19 protein-coding genes and 2 pseudogenes are annotated in these 20256 nt (G+C 58.7%); 8 read left to right on the forward strand and 13 right to left on the reverse strand.

What is annotated here, in order from left to right; genetic code table 11:
- Positions 1-188 precede the first annotated feature (188 nt).
- On the reverse strand, positions 189-872 hold the full coding sequence (locus tag ACPPVP_RS36400; RefSeq protein ID WP_426528370.1) for a hypothetical protein: 684 nt from the start codon (positions 870-872) through the stop codon (positions 189-191).
- A 215-nt stretch (positions 873-1087) separates the two neighbouring features.
- Positions 1088-1426 carry a recombinase family protein gene (locus tag ACPPVP_RS36405; RefSeq protein WP_426528371.1) on the reverse strand — a complete coding sequence of 113 codons (339 nt, stop codon included), beginning with the start codon at positions 1424-1426 and terminating at the stop codon, positions 1088-1090.
- Between the two features lie 586 nt (positions 1427-2012).
- Here ACPPVP_RS36405 and ACPPVP_RS36410 point away from each other — a divergent pair.
- Positions 2013-2162: a hypothetical protein gene (locus tag ACPPVP_RS36410; protein ID WP_426528372.1), complete on the forward strand. Its 150-nt coding sequence runs from the start codon at positions 2013-2015 to the stop codon at positions 2160-2162.
- Between the two features lie 893 nt (positions 2163-3055).
- On the opposite strand, the gene ACPPVP_RS36415 is transcribed toward ACPPVP_RS36410, so the two are convergent.
- The 5 genes from ACPPVP_RS36415 to ACPPVP_RS36435 form a co-directional block, all read right to left on the reverse strand.
- Positions 3056-3277 (reverse strand): DUF3622 domain-containing protein, encoded by a 222-nt coding sequence (locus tag ACPPVP_RS36415; RefSeq protein WP_426528373.1) that lies wholly within the window; start codon positions 3275-3277, stop codon positions 3056-3058.
- A gap of 353 nt (positions 3278-3630) precedes the next feature.
- On the reverse strand, positions 3631-3864 hold the full coding sequence (locus ACPPVP_RS36420) for a hypothetical protein (RefSeq protein WP_426528374.1): 234 nt from the start codon (positions 3862-3864) through the stop codon (positions 3631-3633).
- Between the two features lie 267 nt (positions 3865-4131).
- Entirely contained in the window at positions 4132-4443 is a 312-nt protein-coding gene (locus ACPPVP_RS36425) for a hypothetical protein (RefSeq protein ID WP_426528375.1), read from the reverse strand.
- A 67-nt stretch (positions 4444-4510) separates the two neighbouring features.
- Entirely contained in the window at positions 4511-4732 is a 222-nt protein-coding gene (locus ACPPVP_RS36430; protein WP_426528376.1) for a hypothetical protein, read from the reverse strand.
- A gap of 249 nt (positions 4733-4981) precedes the next feature.
- Entirely contained in the window at positions 4982-5173 is a 192-nt protein-coding gene (locus ACPPVP_RS36435; RefSeq protein WP_426528377.1) for a hypothetical protein, read from the reverse strand.
- Positions 5174-5208: 35 nt separating this feature from the next.
- On the opposite strand from ACPPVP_RS36435, the pseudogene ACPPVP_RS36440 reads away from it, so the two are divergent.
- A pseudogene (locus ACPPVP_RS36440) lies at positions 5209-6156 on the forward strand (IS110 family transposase); the annotation flags it as partial.
- Between the two features lie 331 nt (positions 6157-6487).
- Here ACPPVP_RS36440 and ACPPVP_RS36445 read toward each other — a convergent pair.
- From ACPPVP_RS36445 to ACPPVP_RS36455, 3 genes are all read right to left on the reverse strand, one after another.
- Positions 6488-8266, reverse strand: a complete 1779-nt coding sequence (locus ACPPVP_RS36445) for a B12-binding domain-containing radical SAM protein (RefSeq protein WP_426538239.1) — start codon at positions 8264-8266, stop codon at positions 6488-6490.
- Between the two features lie 678 nt (positions 8267-8944).
- On the reverse strand, positions 8945-9370 hold the full coding sequence (locus ACPPVP_RS36450) for a hypothetical protein (RefSeq protein WP_426528378.1): 426 nt from the start codon (positions 9368-9370) through the stop codon (positions 8945-8947).
- A gap of 626 nt (positions 9371-9996) precedes the next feature.
- The gene (locus ACPPVP_RS36455) at positions 9997-10755 is read right to left on the reverse strand and encodes a Crp/Fnr family transcriptional regulator (protein ID WP_426528379.1); all 759 of its coding nucleotides are present in this window, start codon (positions 10753-10755) and stop codon (positions 9997-9999) included.
- 733 nt (positions 10756-11488) lie between these two features.
- On the opposite strand from ACPPVP_RS36455, the gene ACPPVP_RS36460 reads away from it, so the two are divergent.
- The 3 genes and pseudogenes from ACPPVP_RS36460 (at position 11489) to ACPPVP_RS36470 (ending at position 13197) form a co-directional block, all read left to right on the forward strand.
- Positions 11489-11668, forward strand: coding sequence for a hypothetical protein (locus ACPPVP_RS36460; RefSeq protein ID WP_426528380.1), 180 nt, complete (start codon positions 11489-11491; stop codon positions 11666-11668).
- Between the two features lie 654 nt (positions 11669-12322).
- Positions 12323-12454: pseudogene (locus ACPPVP_RS36465) on the forward strand (non-homologous end-joining DNA ligase); the annotation flags it as partial.
- An 89-nt stretch (positions 12455-12543) separates the two neighbouring features.
- Complete coding sequence (locus ACPPVP_RS36470) at positions 12544-13197, forward strand: non-homologous end-joining DNA ligase (protein ID WP_426528381.1); 654 nt, start codon at positions 12544-12546, stop codon at positions 13195-13197.
- A gap of 253 nt (positions 13198-13450) precedes the next feature.
- On the opposite strand, the gene ACPPVP_RS36475 is transcribed toward ACPPVP_RS36470, so the two are convergent.
- Positions 13451-14257 carry a DUF2865 domain-containing protein gene (locus ACPPVP_RS36475; RefSeq protein ID WP_426528382.1) on the reverse strand — a complete coding sequence of 269 codons (807 nt, stop codon included), beginning with the start codon at positions 14255-14257 and terminating at the stop codon, positions 13451-13453.
- Between the two features lie 569 nt (positions 14258-14826).
- Between ACPPVP_RS36475 and ACPPVP_RS36480 the strand changes: the two genes are divergently transcribed.
- Entirely contained in the window at positions 14827-15069 is a 243-nt protein-coding gene (locus ACPPVP_RS36480) for a DUF6894 family protein (RefSeq protein WP_426528383.1), read from the forward strand.
- A 175-nt stretch (positions 15070-15244) separates the two neighbouring features.
- On the forward strand, positions 15245-15397 hold the full coding sequence (locus ACPPVP_RS36485; RefSeq protein ID WP_426528384.1) for a hypothetical protein: 153 nt from the start codon (positions 15245-15247) through the stop codon (positions 15395-15397).
- A gap of 388 nt (positions 15398-15785) precedes the next feature.
- On the opposite strand, the gene ACPPVP_RS36490 is transcribed toward ACPPVP_RS36485, so the two are convergent.
- Positions 15786-15980 (reverse strand): hypothetical protein, encoded by a 195-nt coding sequence (locus ACPPVP_RS36490; protein ID WP_426528385.1) that lies wholly within the window; start codon positions 15978-15980, stop codon positions 15786-15788.
- Between the two features lie 420 nt (positions 15981-16400).
- Here ACPPVP_RS36490 and ACPPVP_RS36495 point away from each other — a divergent pair, with 420 nt between their 5' ends.
- Positions 16401-16790, forward strand: a complete 390-nt coding sequence (locus ACPPVP_RS36495; protein ID WP_426528386.1) for a hypothetical protein — start codon at positions 16401-16403, stop codon at positions 16788-16790.
- A gap of 37 nt (positions 16791-16827) precedes the next feature.
- Here ACPPVP_RS36495 and ACPPVP_RS36500 read toward each other — a convergent pair whose 3' ends face one another.
- Positions 16828-19932 (reverse strand): DEAD/DEAH box helicase, encoded by a 3105-nt coding sequence (locus ACPPVP_RS36500; RefSeq protein ID WP_426538241.1) that lies wholly within the window; start codon positions 19930-19932, stop codon positions 16828-16830.
- Positions 19933-20256 lie beyond the last annotated feature (324 nt).

The following is a 20256-nucleotide window of genomic DNA, read 5'->3' on the forward strand; positions in this document are numbered from 1 at the left end:
TTCCGGTCTTCTCCTGAAACCGGACATCGTCAGGGTCGGTCGCCATGTCTCAAAGGTGCCACAACCGGACTCGAAGTGCCCGCCAGGTTAGGACGTTCCGTGACCTGCTTCTGATCACCGAGCTTTTGGATTTCCAAGGCCGAGAGCGACGATGTCGGTTTTGAAGCGGAGTTTGCTCGGATGTCCTGTCAGATCGAGCGGGCTTTCCGGTTTGTTGAAGTCCTCAAAAAAGCCGCCGCTGATCCATCAAACCGAAGCTCGATTGATCCGCCGCTATTCCGGCTATCTAGGTCGGGGTCGAACTCATGCTGCCAAAGCTCATTGAGCATCGTTTCATGAATCGCATTTTTTACACGCTGAGCTTCTTCTGCATTTCCTGATGCCGTGAAGTTAGCGATAGCAGAAATGAACCTGTTGATTTCGCCAAACGGCAGCAATCGAGCGTACTGCAACTCGATTTCGGTTCCGACCTGTGGATCAGCGGGGCCGTAGTGATGGCTCGCAAAAATCTGCAGGTTTCCAACGCTATATTCGTTATAGAAAATCTCATAGCGACGACCGTACTCTGGTTCCTCGCGGCCGGTGAGTTCAGCGTCAGGTCGTTCTTGCAACCGCCATGGCTCGTTTGGCTCGAACCTGTGGTTTAGAGCGTCGGCAAACATCTCGAAATCGGAGAAGAACCGTCGATCCTCGTCGGTGATTCCTAGCTCGATGCCGTTTCGTAACGAAGGCGGTATATGATTGGGCGTGATGGGCTTGCCATTTAGCAGCTTACCTAGAAATTTCCGCTTAGGGCCGCGCCTGACCGTTCGCCAGATGTAGCTGGTGAAGCCTAAATTCACCAGAACCAGCAGTATCAGAACTTCGTACATGTTCGCCCCCTAGTCGCTGTTGACGGCGCTTGAACGATAGCTGACGCGAGGAAAAAACCGCAGCTTGTCGATGCTGCCCCTGCCCCGTTGTGATGGGCTCATGCTTAGAGGCAAATGGCAGTATTTGCGCATCACCGGCAGAATTTGAGCGCCATACAGCGCCGACGTCGCTAGGATATTTCACCAGCGCGCAACCAGCACGAATTTCCCGCCTATTAAAAGCTTTGCAACCGGGTCAATAAGTTGGCGACTGACGATGGATGCCATACCCCGCCCCGTGGGGCTTTGATACCTCGTCTGTTTAACGCTTGGGCCGTTTCTCGCGGGGTTGCGGCTCCTTCAGAGCGCACGGCTTGAACGATAGGCACCAAGCTCTCCACGAACTTGTCCGCACTTTCGATCAAGGCCGCTCGGCCGAGAGAGCCCGCGTGAATCAAATTACGCGGATTGCCCAAAGCTGCTCCCGCGACTTTCTTCGCGGCGAGCGCGGCCTTTGTCCGCTTTGATATCAAGCGGCGCTCTTTCTCAGCTAAAGCCGCATAAAGATGCAACATGAAGGGGTCGGCATCACAGCCCAGCTCAGATCCTGATTAGTCGGGTGGCCGGCATGGATGACGCGGCAATGGCGGCGGTTGCCATGGATGAAGGCGGTTGGATTGCTACCCCTGGTGCTCGGCTTGCTCGCGGCCTTCGCCGTGGTGCGGCTGGTGCTGCGCGGTACTAATCCATTTTTATTTAACAGTCGGCAAATTTAAAATTAGTCGAGCCGCGGAACCGAACCTTCGGTTCTGCTTTTTTGAACTGCCTTTTCGCTCAACCCAACGGTCTAGGACCCGTTAGCCCAGAGGTGCGTCATGCAGCGTCGTCGTCGATCCGCTCCCCACACGTTTGAAGAGAACATCGCAGCTCAGAAGGCCAAGTTAGAGGCCCAGCTATCCGGGCTAAAACCTGGACCCCAGATGGACGCGCTCCGCAAAAAGATCCGGCAGCTAGAGACGGCCTCGCACATGAGCGAGTGGCTTTCGTCACCCGGACTACAAACCCCGACATGAAATAGGCTGAGGAACGAAAAGTCTCTGACTTTGTAGTCGGATTCCCAGGTGGCCCGGTTGGCTCCCGCCTGAGAGCGGAGCCGGGCCCATGTGTGAGAAGTGCGTCGAGATCGACAAGACGATTGAACGCTATCGGCAGATTAAGCGGTCGATCATGGATCAATTGACGGTGGATCGTACCAAGGAACTGATCGACGAGCTGGAGGCTCAGAAGGCCGCCCTGCACCTCAAAGAGTAAGCCCGCCTCACCGCTTGTGCGCCTGCCCGCTGCAGGCTGTCATGTGCCCGGTCGGTCGGCGCCAGCGCCTGATCTGAGTTGTTAACGATTTCGCGAGGTGAGCTGTATTGACCAGTATGTCGGCGACCGGACATGCCAGCTTGTTCCATCACCGCCCGGTCAGTGGCTTCCATCGGTGATGAGAACGCCCGTTGCGCTCCCGCCTCCACAGGAATGGAGCAGCGCCATGAAGCAACGCAGTCTTAAAGAGAATGCCCCACTCAGTCAGCGTTTGACTGAGCAGGCAGAACGTCTGCGCAAAGAGGCCCGAGGCACATCACCTGGGGTTAAGCGCGACCAGCTCATTCGCCAAGCACGGCAGGCGGAGACAGCTTCGCATCTGCAGGAATGGGTTTCTTCTCCCGGCCTCGAGCCGCCTCGCTGAAAATGCTTACGTTGGTCGCCATATTGGCCGGACCTATCGTGGTGACGACGATCGTGACGATTGTCGTCTTTGAGATCAAGGACGCATGGGACCGTAACCGCCTGAGGTAGCGGCCGGCACAGGCCTTGCAAGTGCTTAAGAGGGTGAGCCGTGTGTCAGGCTTCCTTCCGGTGAGGGCCAACGATGGATCGTGCGTCAGTAAAGCGAGACCAATTTGATTTGTCTTCGCATGGTATCATCCACATGCCGACCGATGCGGCATTCACGCCTGATCCTCGTGATCCTAACTCGGGAACTATGCGAGTAGGCCACCTGAGCAGCCGTCAGCCTAACGACGGGGGCTTCAGGCCAAATGATGTATGCGGAGTTATGACCGAGCTTTGGGTTGAATACGTTGCCAACCACCCTGAGCTTTTCAGAGGCATTGGCCGAAAGCCTAGTTAGCAGAGGCCGCCAACTGAGGCGGACTTTACTTGCCCGGGCGTTTCTCTTCTTTCAATAGGTCGGCCAGAAATTCCGCCAGCACTTGCTTTCCCGCAAATTGCGCGGCCGCGTCCGACTGATATCCGTCTCCGGTCATCTTGATGCCCAACGGTGTGCTCTTGCGGTGTATCTCCCAGCTCCAGCGTTCAGGTTGCTGGCCTCGTCGAGAAGTTACGACATAATAATTGCTGATGGGATTGTCGGCCATCGCGCACACTAGACCAAGTACGCGCTCCGCCACCGACTGTAGTTTAAGCAAACCAGGCTACTGCGCCGTTCAGGGACCTTTAGGACACGGCGAGCGTTGAGGTCCGTAGCCGGGGCAGGATCGCCAACCCGGAATTTGGATTATGAGCATTATTCCTCTCGACGTGCAAAGAAAGTTCGAACAGCGGTGGGCTGCCAGATTTTTACGGCCGCCGGCGCCTCCTCGAGTGCTTCGGCCTCAAAGCCAGCCTCAACAGCTTGCCGTACCTGCCAAATCCAAAAGAAAAACCCGCCCGGTTGGAGCGGCGGCCTTGAGGCCTGCACCGGCGGCGTAGCGCGGGCCCCCGGAAACCTCTAAAGCGGCAGGGATCCTTGTCCCTCAGCCCAATCGATGATCTCGAACAGCATGCCCCGTCCAAGCATTTCGGATTCCAGGTCCGCTGCGTGTTTCTTCCATTCCGGCGTATCACGGACTTTGAACGTGGGTTCGCCGCCCTGGCGTTCGGCCGCGTCATCGGCGGCCAAAGCACCACGGACGGCAGCGTACATCATCGTAAGGCTGTCATTCGTGAAAGCCTGATAGTTCACCCGGGCTCTCCTACGAAAAAGCCGCCGCTGGCGCTGGGTCAGCGACGGCTTCTCCCAGGTATGAAACCATACTCTGCGTCATCTATGCGGTCCCGTCCCAAGACCACCAGAATAAGGCGTGAACTGTAAATCCAAGTTTGCGGAGACGGAAGGGATTTTGCGAGGGTACTTCGTCCTGAAGACCGATGGACGCGGGACCGAAGCCCCGCGTTCTTTGCGTTCGCGCCCAGCCCAGACGTATCTTTTGTTTCCCAGAACTTTCGCTATCTAGGGGTTCGTGGGTTGAGCGCGCGCACCGCCCCCTTTGGCTTTGCCAGCGGACACCTGGCGATCGCGCACGGCGATCAATTCTTTCTCAAGCTTCAACCGTTCGTCGGCCGTCATGGCGGGCTTCTCGCGCTTCGGCGGCAGATCGTGGACCGGGAGATAGCCGTCGGCCTTCTTCGGATGGGCCGGCGCTTCAGCCCGCCCATCCATCAGTGATAAGCCAGCAGTTGAAGTCGCGCATCCGCCAAGCGAGAGGCTCAACAGCAGCAGCGCTGCCGCAGCCCGCGATGCGATTTTTACATCCTTCGACATAAACTCAACATGCACTCAGAGCACAGTCATTGAGTGGCGGGGATCGGTACCGCCAACTGAGGCGGCGTTACCTTAGGCCGATCAGCGCTACGGCTACTTCCGCTATCTTGCGAGGCTTCCTGTTGCCGGTCGCGCTGACTTCGATAACGGTGCGAGCCACCATCTCGCAAAGGGAGTCGTTGCGGTCAGCCACGCTCAGCAAGTTCAGGGCGTGATTAAAGGCACTGTTCAAAAGCTCGATTTGCTCCGGCGTATGTTGGCCGTCTTTCAACAACCGATTGATTGGCATTGTCCCGCCCCTCAAACCGACGCAAGACCCGGCTAATTCCAGTGAGGGAACTAGATTCTCCTTTGGACCGGGAGTCGAATTAAATTCTTGCTATGTTCCGCAGCGGAATAATTTCCTTGCTCAAGGTTTCGTCGGACCACGAGAACAAAGCAAAAATGGCCCCCCACTCCGACCCGGCAGGCATGGAAAAGCCGCCCGGCTTACCACCGGGCGGCCTGTCGCTCTTGGCGCGGCGGACGTTCCGCACGGTCAGTCGCTTTTCTTGCCCTGCCGTGAAGCGGCGATCGATTTGCGCGTTGGGTGAGCCTCAAGCCATTCGACGTCGGCCTCGATCGCGCGCTGAGGGCGCTCCGGCTTCACGTCCGTGTAGTGATAGTTTTCGGCTTGAAGCTGCGCCCGCTTCCAATTAACCCCCGCGACATCCGGCGGCGGGGTGAGCATCTGGGCAACCAGCGCGGCCCGCCAAGGTCGTCATCACCCGTCAGTTGCGACGCAAGCAGGTCATCGACTTCTTGAGCAAGATTCCCCCTTGCCTGGTCGGCATGGAAGCCTGCGGAACCGCTCATCATTGGGCGCGCGAAGTCTCCAAACTCGGTCACACCGTGCGTCTGATGCCGCCGAGCTACGTGAAGGGCTATGTCAAACGGTCGAAAAACGATGCTGCCGACGCAGCCGCCATCTGTGAAGCCGTGACACGCCCATCAATGCGGTTCGTGCCGATCAAGTCGGCCGATCAGCAAGCCTTGCTGATGTTGCATCGAACGCGGGATCTTTTGATCCGTCAGCGCACGCAGCTGATCAATGCGCTCCGAGCCCAACTTGCCGAGTTCGGCCTCGTTGCGGAGACGGGACGTGAAGGTCTCGCGCAGCTTGCAGCGATAATTGCGGACGAAAGTAACCACCAAGCCGTTCGATCTGCGATGAAACAGGCGCTGCAGGCCATTGTCGATCAACTCGCTGCTCTGGAATTGCAGATCGGGACTCTAGATCGCGCCATTCACGCCCATCATCGTGCCAATGACATGAGTTGCCGCCTTGAGACCGTGCCCGGGATAGGCGTGATCGGGGCCACGGCCATTGCTTCTACTGTCACAGAACCGAGTGACTTCAAGTCCGGTCGGGATTTTGCGGCATGGATCGGACTTGTGCCGCGGCAACATTCGACGGGGGGCAAGGACCGGCTCGGCGGCATCTCCAAGCAAGGAGATCGCTATCTCCGACGGTTGCTCGTCATCGGTGCAACAGCCGTTGTTCGACACGCCCGGCAGCATCCGCAAAAGCATCCCTGGATTATGAGGCCGCTAGCCAGGAAGCCGGCCAAGCTTGTCGCCGTTGCCGTTGCCAACAAGATGGCGCGCATCGCTTGGGCGATCATGGCCAAGGGAGGATACTATCGAGCGCCTGAGCTTGCTGCAGCCGCCTGAAGAGGCTTGGCAATGGGAGCATGAGGCAACGGCGCAGCGAGACAATCGAATTGCGAGGGTGATGATGGCGTGATGCGAAACGGTCGAGCCGTCGATTGGGACAACCCGCTTCTGGGTCATGGGCGTCAAAGCCCGTGCGAATGATTGGGACCCGATCCGCGGACTACATCAGGGCCAGCGGTCATGGTGCCGCGCAAACAGGCCGGACACATGACTTGCACCCGACCGCAAGCCGAACGTCAGATTCTCCTTGCAACGCGGGCGTCGTCCACACATGACCCAAAGCGGACATCATAGGCATCTGCGGAATTGTCCTCTGAATGATCGAGGATCATGCGATCCGGACGCCCGTTAGCCCGGCGATCTTCTTGACATGAGCGACTGCTGCGCGACCGCCAGTCGTTTTTGTAAGAAGGTCGAGCGTCTCATCGCCATCGTCGCTTACCGGCGCGAGCGCCCGATCTCTATGATCGACGGCCATGGGGCTATAGGTGATGATCGTTTGCCAAATCAACAGTCGTCCAGCCGCGCCGATCAGAATGAAGTGCTTCACAAACGTTTCCCAGCCGAAGCGCAGCCAGAACAACCAAGGGCTCTCACGCAATAATCCGGGCCGGCGTTCGGATGGATGCTTGAGGCGGAAGATCCCCCCCTGCAGCGGGTGGACATGTTCGAGGCGATCCGTCGTCGAAAACGTAAGCAGGTACTTCGCGAGATTGCCAATGGGAACGCCGGTGGCTCTCGCGCGCCGCAGCAGGGTCTTCATGTGCTCCGGCGTGTAATAGAGCAACCAAGCCTCGTGGTAAATGTCCTGCCAATCCTTGTCGCTCATTCGGGAATGGGAGGTGCAGACGTGTTCAACGTCGTATTTATTGAGGTCCGGATCCATCGCGGTGCCATTCTTCCAGAGCGACTGGTGATCCTCTGAGCCCGGCAGCGGCGTTAGACAGAAAAATTCAAGAAGATCGACAGGCAATTCTTCTTTGATTATCGCGATATCGCGTCTGATCGTCTCCGGCGTGTCCGCTGGAAAGCCCAGGATATATCCAGCGATCGTCATGATGCCTTGCTTCTTCCAGGCAAGCAGCATCTTGCGATACTCGGTGATCTTGTTCTGCCGCTTCTTTGCTGCCGCCAGATTGTCAGGATTAATGTTCTCAAGCCCGATGAATACCTTATTGACGCCAGCCCGCCTTGCCTTTTCCATGAAGTTTGGAATCTTGTGACACAGCGTGTCGACCTGGATCATCAGGCCAAGCGGGATGCCATCCTTCTCGCGAAGCTCGATCAAGCGGTCAAAGGTCGATTCCCATTCTTTGTTGCGTGCAAAATTATCGTCGGTGATGAAGAACTTTCGGATGCCCTGTGCCCAATTGAGACGCACAAGGTGCTCGACATCGTCCGCCGAACGGTAGCGCGACTTGCGCCCCTGCACATTTATGATGGTGCAAAAGCTACATTGGTAAGGGCAGCCACGCCCGGCGTCGAAACTGGCGCTGGAACCAAGCGTGCGTTCAATATATCGCTTCGGAAGGAACGGCACGGGCATTCCCTCCATCCCCGGCAATTCCTTCATGTAATTGTATAACGGCGCGAGGCGACCCGCGGCCACATCCGTAATCAGCGATTCGAAGCGCCCTTCGGCCTCACCGGCGAATATGGTGACCCCCATGTCCCGGCAAGCGTCGAGATCCACCGCGTGGCCATCCAGCATCGACAGGCATCCCGACACATGAAAGCCTCCCAAGGCCACAGCAATTCCGGCTACCCGGAGCGGACGTGCGATGTCGAGGGCGCGCGGATACTGATTTGATTGAACACCAATGAGAGCGACACATCCGAAATCGCCGTGACGCCCAAAATGGGAAATCAGCGCAGGGATATCCACGCGAGTGTTCGTCTCGTCGATGACTTGTATATCGATGGCGACATCTGGTCCCAACACCTGCCTTTCGGCGCAATCGGTTGCTATACCGCAAACCGCGGCTAACGAATTGGAGGGAGTCATCGCGCGCCACCAACGGATCACATATCCGTCGTCGTCATAGTGAGACGGCTTGATGAGGACGAGCTGAAAGCGTCGTCCCTTCGCTACATTTGATTGCAGCAGCACTAACGCTCTCCTAATGATGCAGTGATCTATAGCACTGCAACCGATGATAAGCACTAGGCCTCTCGCGGAACTACATCGGGTTGATCCAAGATGTTGCCGGATGCTCAAATCCTGGCCGCAAATGCCTTTCTTGCTGGCGAGATCAGCTTGCTGCCGTGTCCAAGTCCGAAACTGGCGTGTTTGAGACCTGGCACCGAATCCTGGCATGTCCGTTTCCGCGCTAACACCGGATGCGAATGGCGAGCGGTCAAATTGGCACGATTGACCCAAAACGGAAGTCCTAGCGGTCGTTGCTAGGAACCCGGGGTGGCCACAGTGGACACGGAGCCGACGAATAATTCAGTGAACGGGTTCGCGGGCTCATCGTTCGCGCGCTGGCTGACTTGCTTCGGTGGCACGACGATGGCGCCAGCGTTGGGGTGATGATCGTCGGTGATCGCTCCCCGCCGGACGCCGTCACCTGGCATTCGTCCATCAAATAGGAACGGCCGTGTTCCATTCGCGCTGGCAACGGGCGGCGTGTCCGGTTGTCCAGACTTAGTATCTTGCGCGTTGGCTCCGGTCGCGGCCAGTGCCACGACAAGCGCGATTGCTAGTCTCGACATGATGGGCTTCTCCTCTCGCGGGCGGAACCACGCGAGGAACTCAGCAAGCGCAGGCATTAGGTCGTGGGACTTAGCACACGCGGCAATATCCCCAAGATGCGCAACAGCTGCCGGCCGCGCAGCCGACCGCGCAGGCACGGACCGCACAGCCTCGGACCGCGCAGCCACGGCAGCCACGGGCTGCGCAGCCGCGGCAGCCACGGGCCGCGCAGCCACGGCAGCCACCGCATCCGCGGGCTAGCTGCACGCCGCTGGCAACGCTTTTCTTATCCAAGAGATGGAACGTGGCGAGACTGACGTCGGCCATTTCCTCTTCGCTAAGAACGAAGCGCTGATTGGCCGAGGTATTGTCAGATTGCGCGATATCAGCAGCGGGCATCGTGGATGCTGATGTGCTACCCAGCAGCGAAAAACCCAGTCCGGTCGCACCCATCACCGTCACGGCGGCGGCTTTGGTTGTGCGTTTCTGCTTCGAAGCTTGCTTGACCCGTGGCATGGTCTGCATCCTCCGTAAGTTCTGCTTGAGGCAGCAAGTGTGCGCTCGGCAAATCCGGCGCGCAAGGGTTGCTTGTGCGCTAAGATGCGAGCCGTCCCATCGAGTTCCTATTCATCTTCATGAACGAGATCGACACATAGCCGCTTTTAGCGGCGGCTCGGGGGCGGTCTACGCGGTCTCGTCTCCGCGTTCTCGATGCGTACAAAGACGGGCCCAAGTAAGCTCCAATATGGGAAAGAGGCCGCCAACTGAGGCGGCCTCTTTTCATTTGCAGATGCGATGCCAATGTCGCCTCTTGGCACTTTTGAGACATGCCGACCGTCCGTGACGGTGTCGGCTTCCGGGGGAAAACCGGAAGTCATCGAGGGAGAGCCAAACCGACGCGATTGACCCACAACGGAAGTCGCAGCGGACCGAATATGTGACGCTGCCGCAAGTCATTGAAGGGTCTGGCATGGGTGCCCCGGTAGTTGGCGTAAATCTCTGAAGGGACGGCGTCCCGTGGCCCCCTCGATCGCTGTGCGTTCGAAGTCCGGCGGGCTCCTCCAGCGTCACCGGTAGTCAGCGCCTCGCGACAGTTGCGGCACACGAGGCAGACGCGCCCAGTCCAGCAAACAAAATCCACTTTACTCGAAACGATCATCCACCGTGAGATCTGCGGCTGACGGAAAATGCAGGCGCGGCGTCACGGCTTCATCCGGGACGATCCGATCGGTTTCACGGCGCATGATGCGGTAGCATTCGCAGGTAGCTTCCTCGAGCCGCGCCCTGTCAATTTCGATCAAGCCCCGCCGATCGGATCTGATAGCACCAACGGCACGGAGTTTGGCAACCATCTGTGTCACGGTCGTTCGTCGTACTCCAAGCAACTGCGAAAGCGTCTCCTGCGTGACTGACATGATGGGGCCCTCAGTTCGATCGTGCAGCTCAAGCAGCCAGCGGGCCAGGCGAGCCTCGACCGGGTGCAGCCCATTACAGGCTGCCACGTGCTGGAGCTGCGATAGAATCCACCCCGTGTGCGCCTGAACCACGTCTCTGATGGCGCTGCTCGCCATGTAGGCAGCATGAAACCGCGATACGGAAATCTGTGACGCGGTGCCGCCTACTCGCACGACCGCGGTCACGGAAGATCGGGAGGGTCCCAGGACCGATAGAGCGCCAAGGGCTCCCTCGCGCCCGATCACCGCGGTTGCAATCGTTGCTCCGTTCGGCATGTCGAGCATGAAGGAAATGGCCCCGCTGTGGGGAAAGTAAACATGCTCGCGTCGATCTCCCGATCGCACGACCACGGCATCCTGTTCAAGCGAAACCTTTTGGAGATGAGGGCTGAGCAATGCGAGGTCCGCCCGCGGCAACGCAGCTAGGAGACGATTACCGCCCCCCATCACGGAGACTCCTTCCCTCAGCGGAACGCGCAGCTCTCCTCCAATGTCTTTGGCGGCTGCGTCGTCTGCGCTGCGCCGATACCAAATCAATCATTGTGCTGGCTGCCCCTTGAACGCAATACTCACTCACTACCGCAACCCGCTGGGCCGGTAAAGGTCGCCAATGGCGGTCATCTTTCGGGGACTAAGGAGCAAGTTGCTGGTTACGATAAGAACAGTTGGCTTCGGCTAGGGAACCTTCGGGAACAGGCGGCACTCTGGCTGCGTCTTACAGCGCGACACTGGGGTGCCGGGGTCGTCGTGACGTGCTTCCAGGCGCCACTGCGACGCCCGTTCGCCCTGCAAAGTAGCTCGGCAAGACGGGCGATGGTGGATGGTCGGTTGTGAGCCTCGAAGTGATCGAACTTTGTTCACCAATCTTGCGCTCATGGTAGTAGCTGATCAGTTCATCCGAGACGTCGGGCGCGGCGATCGAATGAGAGCGGCGACTTCCGCCTTTGGCACTTAACAGGTGTGCCGCCCCACGTTGACGATGTCCGTTGATGGGGACAGAGCGGACCTCGCGTTTGTCGCATCGCCAAAGCCAAACGTTGGAAGGAAGCGCCGCGGCCCGCAGAGCGCGATTGCTCTGCGGGATATTTTTTGCAATCAAGCTTCAGGCCGCTCTGGGCTTGGCCCGTTTCGGTCCGTGCGTTATCTTCCGGGAAGAAACCGGCGATGGGGATGGGCTCCCATGAAGGATTATCAGGCGGTTATCGAGAAGCTGCGAAATGACGCGGCAGAGGCTGCGCTGATCCGCGATCTGGCTACCGACACGACCAAACGCGAGATGTTCGACCGACTGCATCAGCATCTTAATCGGCTCGCCGATGAGGTCGAGAAAGCGATGAAAACCAGCAATCGATCAGTTTAGACTGGGCTGCCAGCCGTCGCACGTTACCGCGATGATCGAGACCACCCTTGGGAGATCGGATCCAGCGCCGGCATCTCGCCCCGCGCAGCCTTCGCAACGGAACTATTGCTAATTGCAAGCATGGCTCCATGTAGCTGGCGCGTGGAGTTTAAGGTGGGCGAGGACATGTCCGACTGCTAAGTTTTCCCGATGGGAAAAGTCGATTGGTTCGCTGTTGCGTTGGTTGTTTTTGGGATGTTGCCGGTCGTGGTGGTCGCAATCGCGCTCTTTTCATTCTAGTCAGAAAGCGCATATGCCCACAGTCGAACAATGCAGAGCCTACGCCGCGAATTACAAAATCCTCGGAGATGATCCAGCGAATTCGGCCCGCCGATCCAAACGCGTGCTCAGGGGTATTTCGCGTAGCTGGTCAGCGCTAGGAAACCAGCTTGAGAACCTTGCCCTCATCGTGAAAGAGGAAGGATAGGCCGCCTCGGTTCGCGACCTCGATAGCCTGGGCCAGAAAGCGCAGTGGCGGCCCGCAGTGGTGGTAGCAGGCGCGACCACCTCCCATGATTGTTCAGGATTGCCAGGAAGTAAGTAAAATGCCCGCCGTTGCCCCAAGGTACGGCAGCATTTTGTGAGTTTGATTTTTTGCCAAAGCCTATTTCAGCTATGCCCGGCTTCATCAAGCCCAAGCTTGCCACCTTGAAGTCAAAGGCGCCGAAGGGCGAGCAATGGCTTCACGAGATTAAGTACGATGGCTACCGGATACAGGTCCATCTCAACCGCGGCCGGAAGAAGGTCTACACGCGCAATGGGCTGGACGGACAAAACGCTTCACCGAGATTGCCGGTGCGCTCGCGATACCGGGCGAAGCCATCATCGATGGCGAGGTGGTGGTGGTTCACGAGGGCCGGACCAACTTCTCTGAACTCCAGGCAGAGCTCGCCGCCGGCAGACAGGGCCGGCTCGTCTACTACGCCTTTGATCTCCTGTGGCGGAATGGCGATCTCCGAAAACGCCCGCAAATAGAGCGCAAGCAGCTACTGCTGGATCTGCTCGGCGGGCACGATATCGAGCTGCCCGTGCTATTTTCTGAGCATCTTGTCGGCGATGGTCAGAAGATGTTCGAGCATGCCGCCAAACTGAATTGGGAAGGCATCATCTCGAAGCGGGCCGACGCGCCTTATCGTTCGGAGCGCAGTGAGAACTGGCTGAAGATCAAGGCGGTTCATAAGGGCAAGTTTCCGGTCGTCGGGTTTGTGAAAGACCCGAGCGGCGTCGCGGCCCTGTATCTCGGCAAACAGGAAGGCAACGAACTCGTTTACATGGGCAAGGTCGGGACCGGATGGTCTCGCACTGTTTCCAGTCAGATTAGGAAGCAACTCGATACCGTGGTCAGTCCGATGTCAAAGCTAACAAAAGCCATCAGGAAGCCGAAAGCGACATGGGTCGAGCCGAAATTCTACGCCGATATCGAGTACCGCGACGTCACGTCGGAAGGCTTGTTGCGGGCCAGTTCATTTATGGGACTGGCTCGAAAATAGAAACCTGTTGGATACTGCGTGAGCGTCGGTCCGGCGCGACGATCGTCTTCCGATGTCCGCTGCTGGGTGGGTGTTGAACAGACCTAAATCAACTGCGCCCGAAGGTTCCTTTTGACTCGTAACGGACGTGACGCTGGCGATTGAAGAGTGCCGGGTACTTCGGAAGTTTCGCTCCTCATTTGCTGAGGGTGTGCGGGAGGAGCGGGCCGACAAATTTTAGGCCCACCTCCATCCGACGCGTCATTAAGCTCGGTTATTGACGCGAAGCTGACGCTGGCAGGGCATCGGCCGAAGCCCGCGTGCCACGTGCGTTCACGGGCTTCGACGCGACGGTCGCTGCCGGCGCGGTGCGGGTCACTTCGGGAGTTGTCGCGTTGTTCGCCGCCAGGTCGGCCCGTGCCGGCGCGACCTTCATATCGATCAACCGAGCGCGCAGCTGTGGCGTCAGGCCCGGAAAAGACGACACAGGCTTGAATTCCGGAGTCGGATCGTTGACCCCCATGCCGGAATAGGCGACGAGCCCGTCGCTGGTGGCGACTATGTCACCTGGTCGCAGCGTGTCATCCAGCGCAAGATCGATTGCCGCAAGACCGGCGGGATTGCGCCCGTTGCAGGTGCAGTCGGCGCGCAGCGCCTTGCGATAGACAAAGGCGTTTTCGCTATCAGAGTAGCGCTTCCCGGTCTCTGAAGAGGCGGTATCGATACTGGAGCCGAAGAAGACTTCGGTCGCGCTTGCCGGACAGAAGGCCTCGCACATCCGCGTCGCCGAGGCGGCGCCTCTCCTCAGCGGAAAGTATTTTCCATCGCAGCTGCGCACGCAGAAGCCGGGTCCCGAGCTAATGCTGGGTCCCGGGCTTTCGTCAACCGGTGCGGGCGATGGCGGTTGCAGATTGGTATTCAAAACCTTGTCGAAAAACGAGCTCTGGGGCTGCTGCTTCTGGCTACCGCCGAAAAGGAAATCGAGCAGACCTTCGGCCGAACTCATCTCGGGCGCCAGAGCCACGGGGAGGCCGATGGCGATAGCAACCAAAACGCGGTGCAGTTTGCGCTCGGTACCCAAACTTTGCCCCTCCGACGGAACGGACCTCCCGTGAACACGTGGGGCGCGCCGCACCGTTCTTATGTGTGACGATCGTGGTTGGAAAACGCGCTCTAAGCGCGGCGGCGAAAGGGAAAGAATAAGGCATGTTGCACGGCGCGCCAGTTCCTCGCCTCGGGCCACGCGAATGCGGTCCTCGTCATGTGTGAAAAGTGCCGGAACTTTGTCTATGCCGGAACGATCACCGCTTCCGCAGGTTAACAAGCATCACCGCCCGGAACTCGGCTTATATCGGTGATGAGAACGCCCGATTTGCGCTCCCGCCCTACTCAAAGAGGGAACAGCGCAATGGTAATGCGTCATCGTTTTATACAGACAAAACCACTCAAAGTTAGGCTTCTGGAAGAGTCTCGTACGCTTCGTGAACAAGCAAGACTGCTGCCCTATGGACCGGTTCGGGAAGCAGCAATGAAAAAGGCCCGCCAAGCTGAAGCCGCCGCGCACATGGACGATTGGCTCGGCTCCCCCGGCTTGCAGCCGCCAAAGAATGACGGCACTCATGGACCAAATTGATCGGGCCGCGAGTGGCTATGCCGCTTTACCATTTTGATCTGCGAGACGGCGAAGCCTTCGTAAAAGATGACGAAGGAATGGAGATGCTGGATATCGGCCTCGCTCAAATGGAAGCCGTGCAATCATTGGCTGACATGGTCAAAGACATTCCAGTCAGAGTCTCGCGGGCGTCGGGATATCCTATGGGGGTTGAGGTTCGGGACGCGGAAGGATTTCTATTTTCATTGAGCTTCGCGTTCTTAGATCGGCGAAGACATTGAACCGTAACATACTTGCGATGCTAGCGGCGCGGCGGCATGACCAAACGGAATTTCCACCCCGTCCGAAAGTTAACTAGCTATCGGCTGCACATCGGCGCACAGTCGAAGCATCACAGCTATTTCCCGGCTTTTATCTGTGATGAGACCGCGTGTCAGCGCTTGGAGGGCGCGCGCCATGTGCAGCCGATGCGACGATATCGACAATAGGATTTCCCACTATAGACGGCTCAGCGAACATATCGACGACCTCAAAATGCAGGAGGCAGCCGCGGCCCTCATAGCTTCGCTCGAAGCCGAGAAGCTGACGCTGCATCCCGAGGAAGAGTGAACGCCTCGGACAGCATAGCGGCGGCAGGCGGTTCGACCCGTCACCAGGTCGGTTTTGTCTGAACCAACATTTGTTATGGCGATCGATTTCCGGGCGCACGCTCCCACAGTCACCGCCCGTTACGTGGCCTTTTCGCTAGCCATCGCCTTGCCGTGCAGGCGCCCCCTCGCTATCAAGCCGTCCTGTTCGTCGCTTGGGCTATGCCGCGAGCCCCGCGCTTCCTCATGTGGCCGCGCATGTCGACGTATCGAGCCACTACTGATGTAGGAACAGACCGACACCCCTGTCGTTGTTGTGCGGAATGAACCGTCACGAGTACGAAGCACTAAACGCGCGAACACGCCAACGCCCGTAGGCATGTAATGCGAACAACATACCTGCCGGCGGCTTAGGCCGTATATCGAAGCGAACTTCCATAGTGCTTGAAGAAGTGATCGAGCTTCACAGGTTCGCCGGTCTCTCGCCAGAAAAGCTTCTTACCGAGGCTGGCCGCCTGCGAGAGGCGATGATGGCCGCCGATTAGAGTATGGTCATCAGTTGCTTTGGCGATGATCTCACCGGCCTCGTCGATGATGACTTTCATGCGCTGCCTCCAGTGCAACGCCCCCTCGGCGCAGCCGCGATTCTGCGCAACGATCTAACTTCGCACCAGCTCTAGGCGTTCCAATGCGAGAAGTCGCTGATTTCGTATTGCCATGCGCCACATCGCGCGGCCCGTGACGTGGTGTGCTCAAGCAAGGGTTCCTTCACCTTGATCCAGGGAACACCCGAATTGGCAATAGCCGGGGCTCGTTTTGCGTTGAAAATCAGACCGCAGCTGCTGGGGTCACATGGAGATTGCCGATGGGTGTGGCAGGCTCGCGCTTCGTGCGGCAACGTTCATTGTCAGCGTAGCCAAACCGCCACACGAACGAGATTTTGCGCCTTATGTTGATTGTCGTGCAGACGAGTTCGAAATGACGGGTAGCCTCGTAGAGCGGCGCGGCGAAAGCGGCCCTGCCGAGTGAATCCAAGCCTCGGCGGGGCCGCCTCTGCGTCCCCTGTGATCGAGCTACCAATTAAAATTCCATGGCAGCAAAAGCCGAAAGCGCGGGCGCCGGCGCAGGTGCAATTTGCATCGACCGATGCCGGACCTGACCCTAAATTGGTCAAGGCAATTGTCCGGGCCCATGTCTGGCTTGGCCACCTATCTAGCGGTCAGTACAAGTCGATCGAAGATTTGGCCGTTGCTGCCGGTTATAATGCAAAGGTCATACGGCAAGGTCTCCGCCTCGCATTTCTCGCTCCAACAACAATGGAGTCGGTTATCAACGGCGAGCCGTCCGTCAGACTCAGTCAAATCCCGAAGCTCCTGCCGCTGCGTTGGCGCGACCAGCACCAGCTTTTCAGCTGAATTTCGGCCATCGAATGTTACAAACGGCTCTAGCCAACTACTCGTCCAGCAACTCAAGGAAGTCGCTTATTCGGTCGAACGGCTTTGCATTGCGATTGCCGATATAGACCACGCGATCGCCTTCGCGCTGCAGCGACTTCGCTCTCGACTTGCGAAGCCGACCAGGGAGGAACGTCGCCGCAACAGCCTCGGGGCCGACGTCGAGCCTCATAATGCCGCGCCGCTTGCAATCGAGCCTGAGCCTTGCGGCCGCGAAAAAGTCGCGCGCTTCCGGCGGCAGCCTACCGAAACGACGTGCGGTTTCGTCCTCCAAATCCTCGAGATCATCCTCGGTGCGGCATCTGGCAATACGGCCATAGATTTCCAGGCGAACAGCGTCCGACTGTACGTAGCCCGTGGGCAGCATGTCGGCGATCGGCAGGTTCAGATCAGGCACCCACAGCTCGGCGCCACCGTCGGCGCCCTTCTCCGACGCCCGCTTGAGAAGAGGGCTATAGAGCATCGGCCCGAATACCTGCAGATGGCCAGACTGCTGTTCGGAGAACAGGTCTCCGGCGCCCCGGAGATCCAGATCACGCTCGCTGATGGCAAAGCCGGCGCCGGGCTTGCTGAACTCTTCCAGCGCGGCCAACCGCTTCTCGGATTGCTCGGAGTTCGACTCGTTTAACAAATACGCGAAAGCACGCGTGCCGCCCCGTCCGACGCGGCCCCTTAGCTGATGAAGCTGCGATAGACCAAACTTCTCCGGCCAGCAGATGACGATGGTGTTCGCCCGGGGAATGTCGAGGCCGCTCTCCACGATATTGGTCGCGAGGAGCACGTCCGCTTCACCTTCGACGAAGCTCATCATTCGATCGTCGATATCTGCGGCTGGCAACCGACCATGGAGACATACGATGCGAAGGTCCGGAGCAGTCAATTTTATCCTTGCCAGCATCGGCTCCAAATCCTGGATACGGGGGCAAATCAGGAAGCTCTGCCCGTGGCGCCTCTGCTCACGCAGCAAAGCCGCGGCGATCGCGGCGTCCGATAGCGGAGCAACCTTGGTGACGATAGGCAGCCGATGAACTGGTGGCGTAGCAATAACGCTCAGGTCCCTGAACCCTGCAAGACCCGCCGCCAGCGTGCGCGGTATCGGCGTGGCGCTCATCCAAAGAGTATGAACGCCCTTCGCAAGACCCGAAAGTTTCGCCTTCTCCGCCGCACCAAAGTGCTGCTCCTCATCGATGATGACAAGGCCGAGGTCGGCAAATCTCACGTCAGTCGAGCCGAGAGCTTGTGTGCCAATAACGACTTTCAGTTTGGCTCGGCGGAGTTTTTCTTTCGTATCTCTTATCTCCGCCGCCGACGCAGCTCGCGACAAATTCGCCACTTCGATTCCGAGCGGGCCGAACCGCTTGCGAAACGTCTCGACATGCTGTCTGGCCAGGACGGTGGTCGGAACCGCAACAGCGACCTGTTTTCCTGACAGCGCGACAGCCGCCGCCGCCCGCAAGGCAACCTCAGTCTTGCCGAAGCCGACATCACCACAGACCACCCGATCCATCGGGTGACCAGCCGCCAGATCGTCCAGCACGTCCCGGATCGCCTTGGCCTGATCAACCGTCGTGAAATACGGAAAGCGCGCGACGAATCTTTCATAGGCCGCCCCCGGAGCGACCAGCTTGGGAGCACGCCGGCGCCGTCGTTGGGCGATATGTTTCGCAAGCTGCTTGGCCGCTGCTTCGATTTCCTGCTCGGCCTCGCCACGTCTGTTCCACCACGTGCTGCCATCGGCCTTGTCTAACGCGAGCTTACCGGGCTCTACAGCGTAGGGCCAGATCAAGGCGAGATCGGCAGGCGGAACAAGCGCAGCATCATCGCCGGCGAATTCGAGCCTGATCATCTCGCGGTTTGTACCGTTCCCCATGTCGAGGGTCTGCAAACGATCAAGTAAAGCCAAGCCACGCTGAAGATGAACGACGGCCGCGCCGCGCTCGGGAATATCCGGGTGATTGAAGGCGACTGTCCAGGCTTTGGCCATCGGTTGCGGATGATGGGCACGGCTACCGAGCACGTCAGACGCGGTCACAACCAAGGTCTGCTTTTTCCCGGGAACGAAAAAGCCCGCGTCGAAGTCGGCCAACAGCGCGCCCTCGCGTCTTCTGGCCTCCGCCGCCTCGTCCCAGTTGGCGAAACGCTCCGCCCTGACCCCACTCATGCGCTCCATCGCGCGCAGATCGTCTTCAACCGCGGCGACGAAGAGCAAACGAGATCCGGCGCGTTCCGCACTGGCCACGAACGCGCGAAGCGCTTTCCTCGGCGCCGCAACCTTCGAGAAGTCGGGCGTGGCCACAAACGCCGTCTTAGCAGGAAGCACACTCATGCGCTTCTTCAGCTTCTTCCAGTCCCCTAGCCCCAGATACTCGCGTTCCGAATCCCTGCGGCCGGCCGCCTCCTCGATCGTACTCAGCCAGCTGTCAGCGTGAACCAGAACTTTTGCATCCGCGATCCAACGTGCGCGATCGCAATAGTCCGGGAAGGTAGCTCGCTGCGCCCGGTCGCCGCCTAGCGCGAGGCGTTCCGACATCGGATCGATAATCAGTTCCTTGAAATCGGATATGACGTCATGCTCATTCGGGTCGACGGCAACAATTCTCCGGATCGCACCGCCGGAATGCTCGATCCGGTACGGCCCGAGAGCACCGGCCGGGAAGATCTCGAATGTCGCGCCGTGAAAGAGCGCGGTGCCCGGGTATTCTGCCTCTTCGTCGAGATCGTAGCCCAGTTTTTCCATGCGGCCCTTGAGGTCCCGCTCGGCATACGACGCTTGCACCTTCAGACTTAGGCTGAGACGCGACCAACTCGCCGGCAAAGGCAGCCGCTCCATGATCGCCTCTGCCGTCGAGACGAGCAGAATCGGCTTCTTTCTTCTGGCAAGACGGCGCAAGACCGAACTCCGCCTGCCAGCGATCTCGCGCGACGGTTCCAGCCCATCGAACGGCAACGTATTCAATCTGGGAAATACGAGAACATCGAGCGATGGATCGAGTGCATGGACGATACCGCCGAGCCGCTCGGCCCTGTTCTCGTCTTCAGCGAGAAACACCAACCCATCGCGACCGGACTTTTTCCACTGCTCGCGAAGATGGAGCGCCAACATGCCGAGGGGCGAGGACGTCGAGATCGCCGAACCCGAGAATTTTTTGCCTTTCTTGGTCGCGCTTTTCCCGGTCGCACCGCTGGCGCCGACCTTCTTGCTTTTCTTCACGAGACTTCCATCGTCATTCGAGAACCTGGCTGCTGCGAATCGTCAACAAAATACAAGTTATCCACTTTCTACGCTTCCTCCTGTTTCGCCCTTGGTACAGACTGATCGCTCGCATCGGAACAACAGGAGTCGACGAGTATTTCCTGGATCCGATTCCGCTCAGCGGCACCACGCCCCAAGCTTACCGAGCGACGTTTACGGCGCAGCGGGGCGGTG

This window comes from Bradyrhizobium sp. McL0615, assembly GCF_049993905.1.
GTDB lineage: Bacteria > Pseudomonadota > Alphaproteobacteria > Rhizobiales > Xanthobacteraceae > Bradyrhizobium.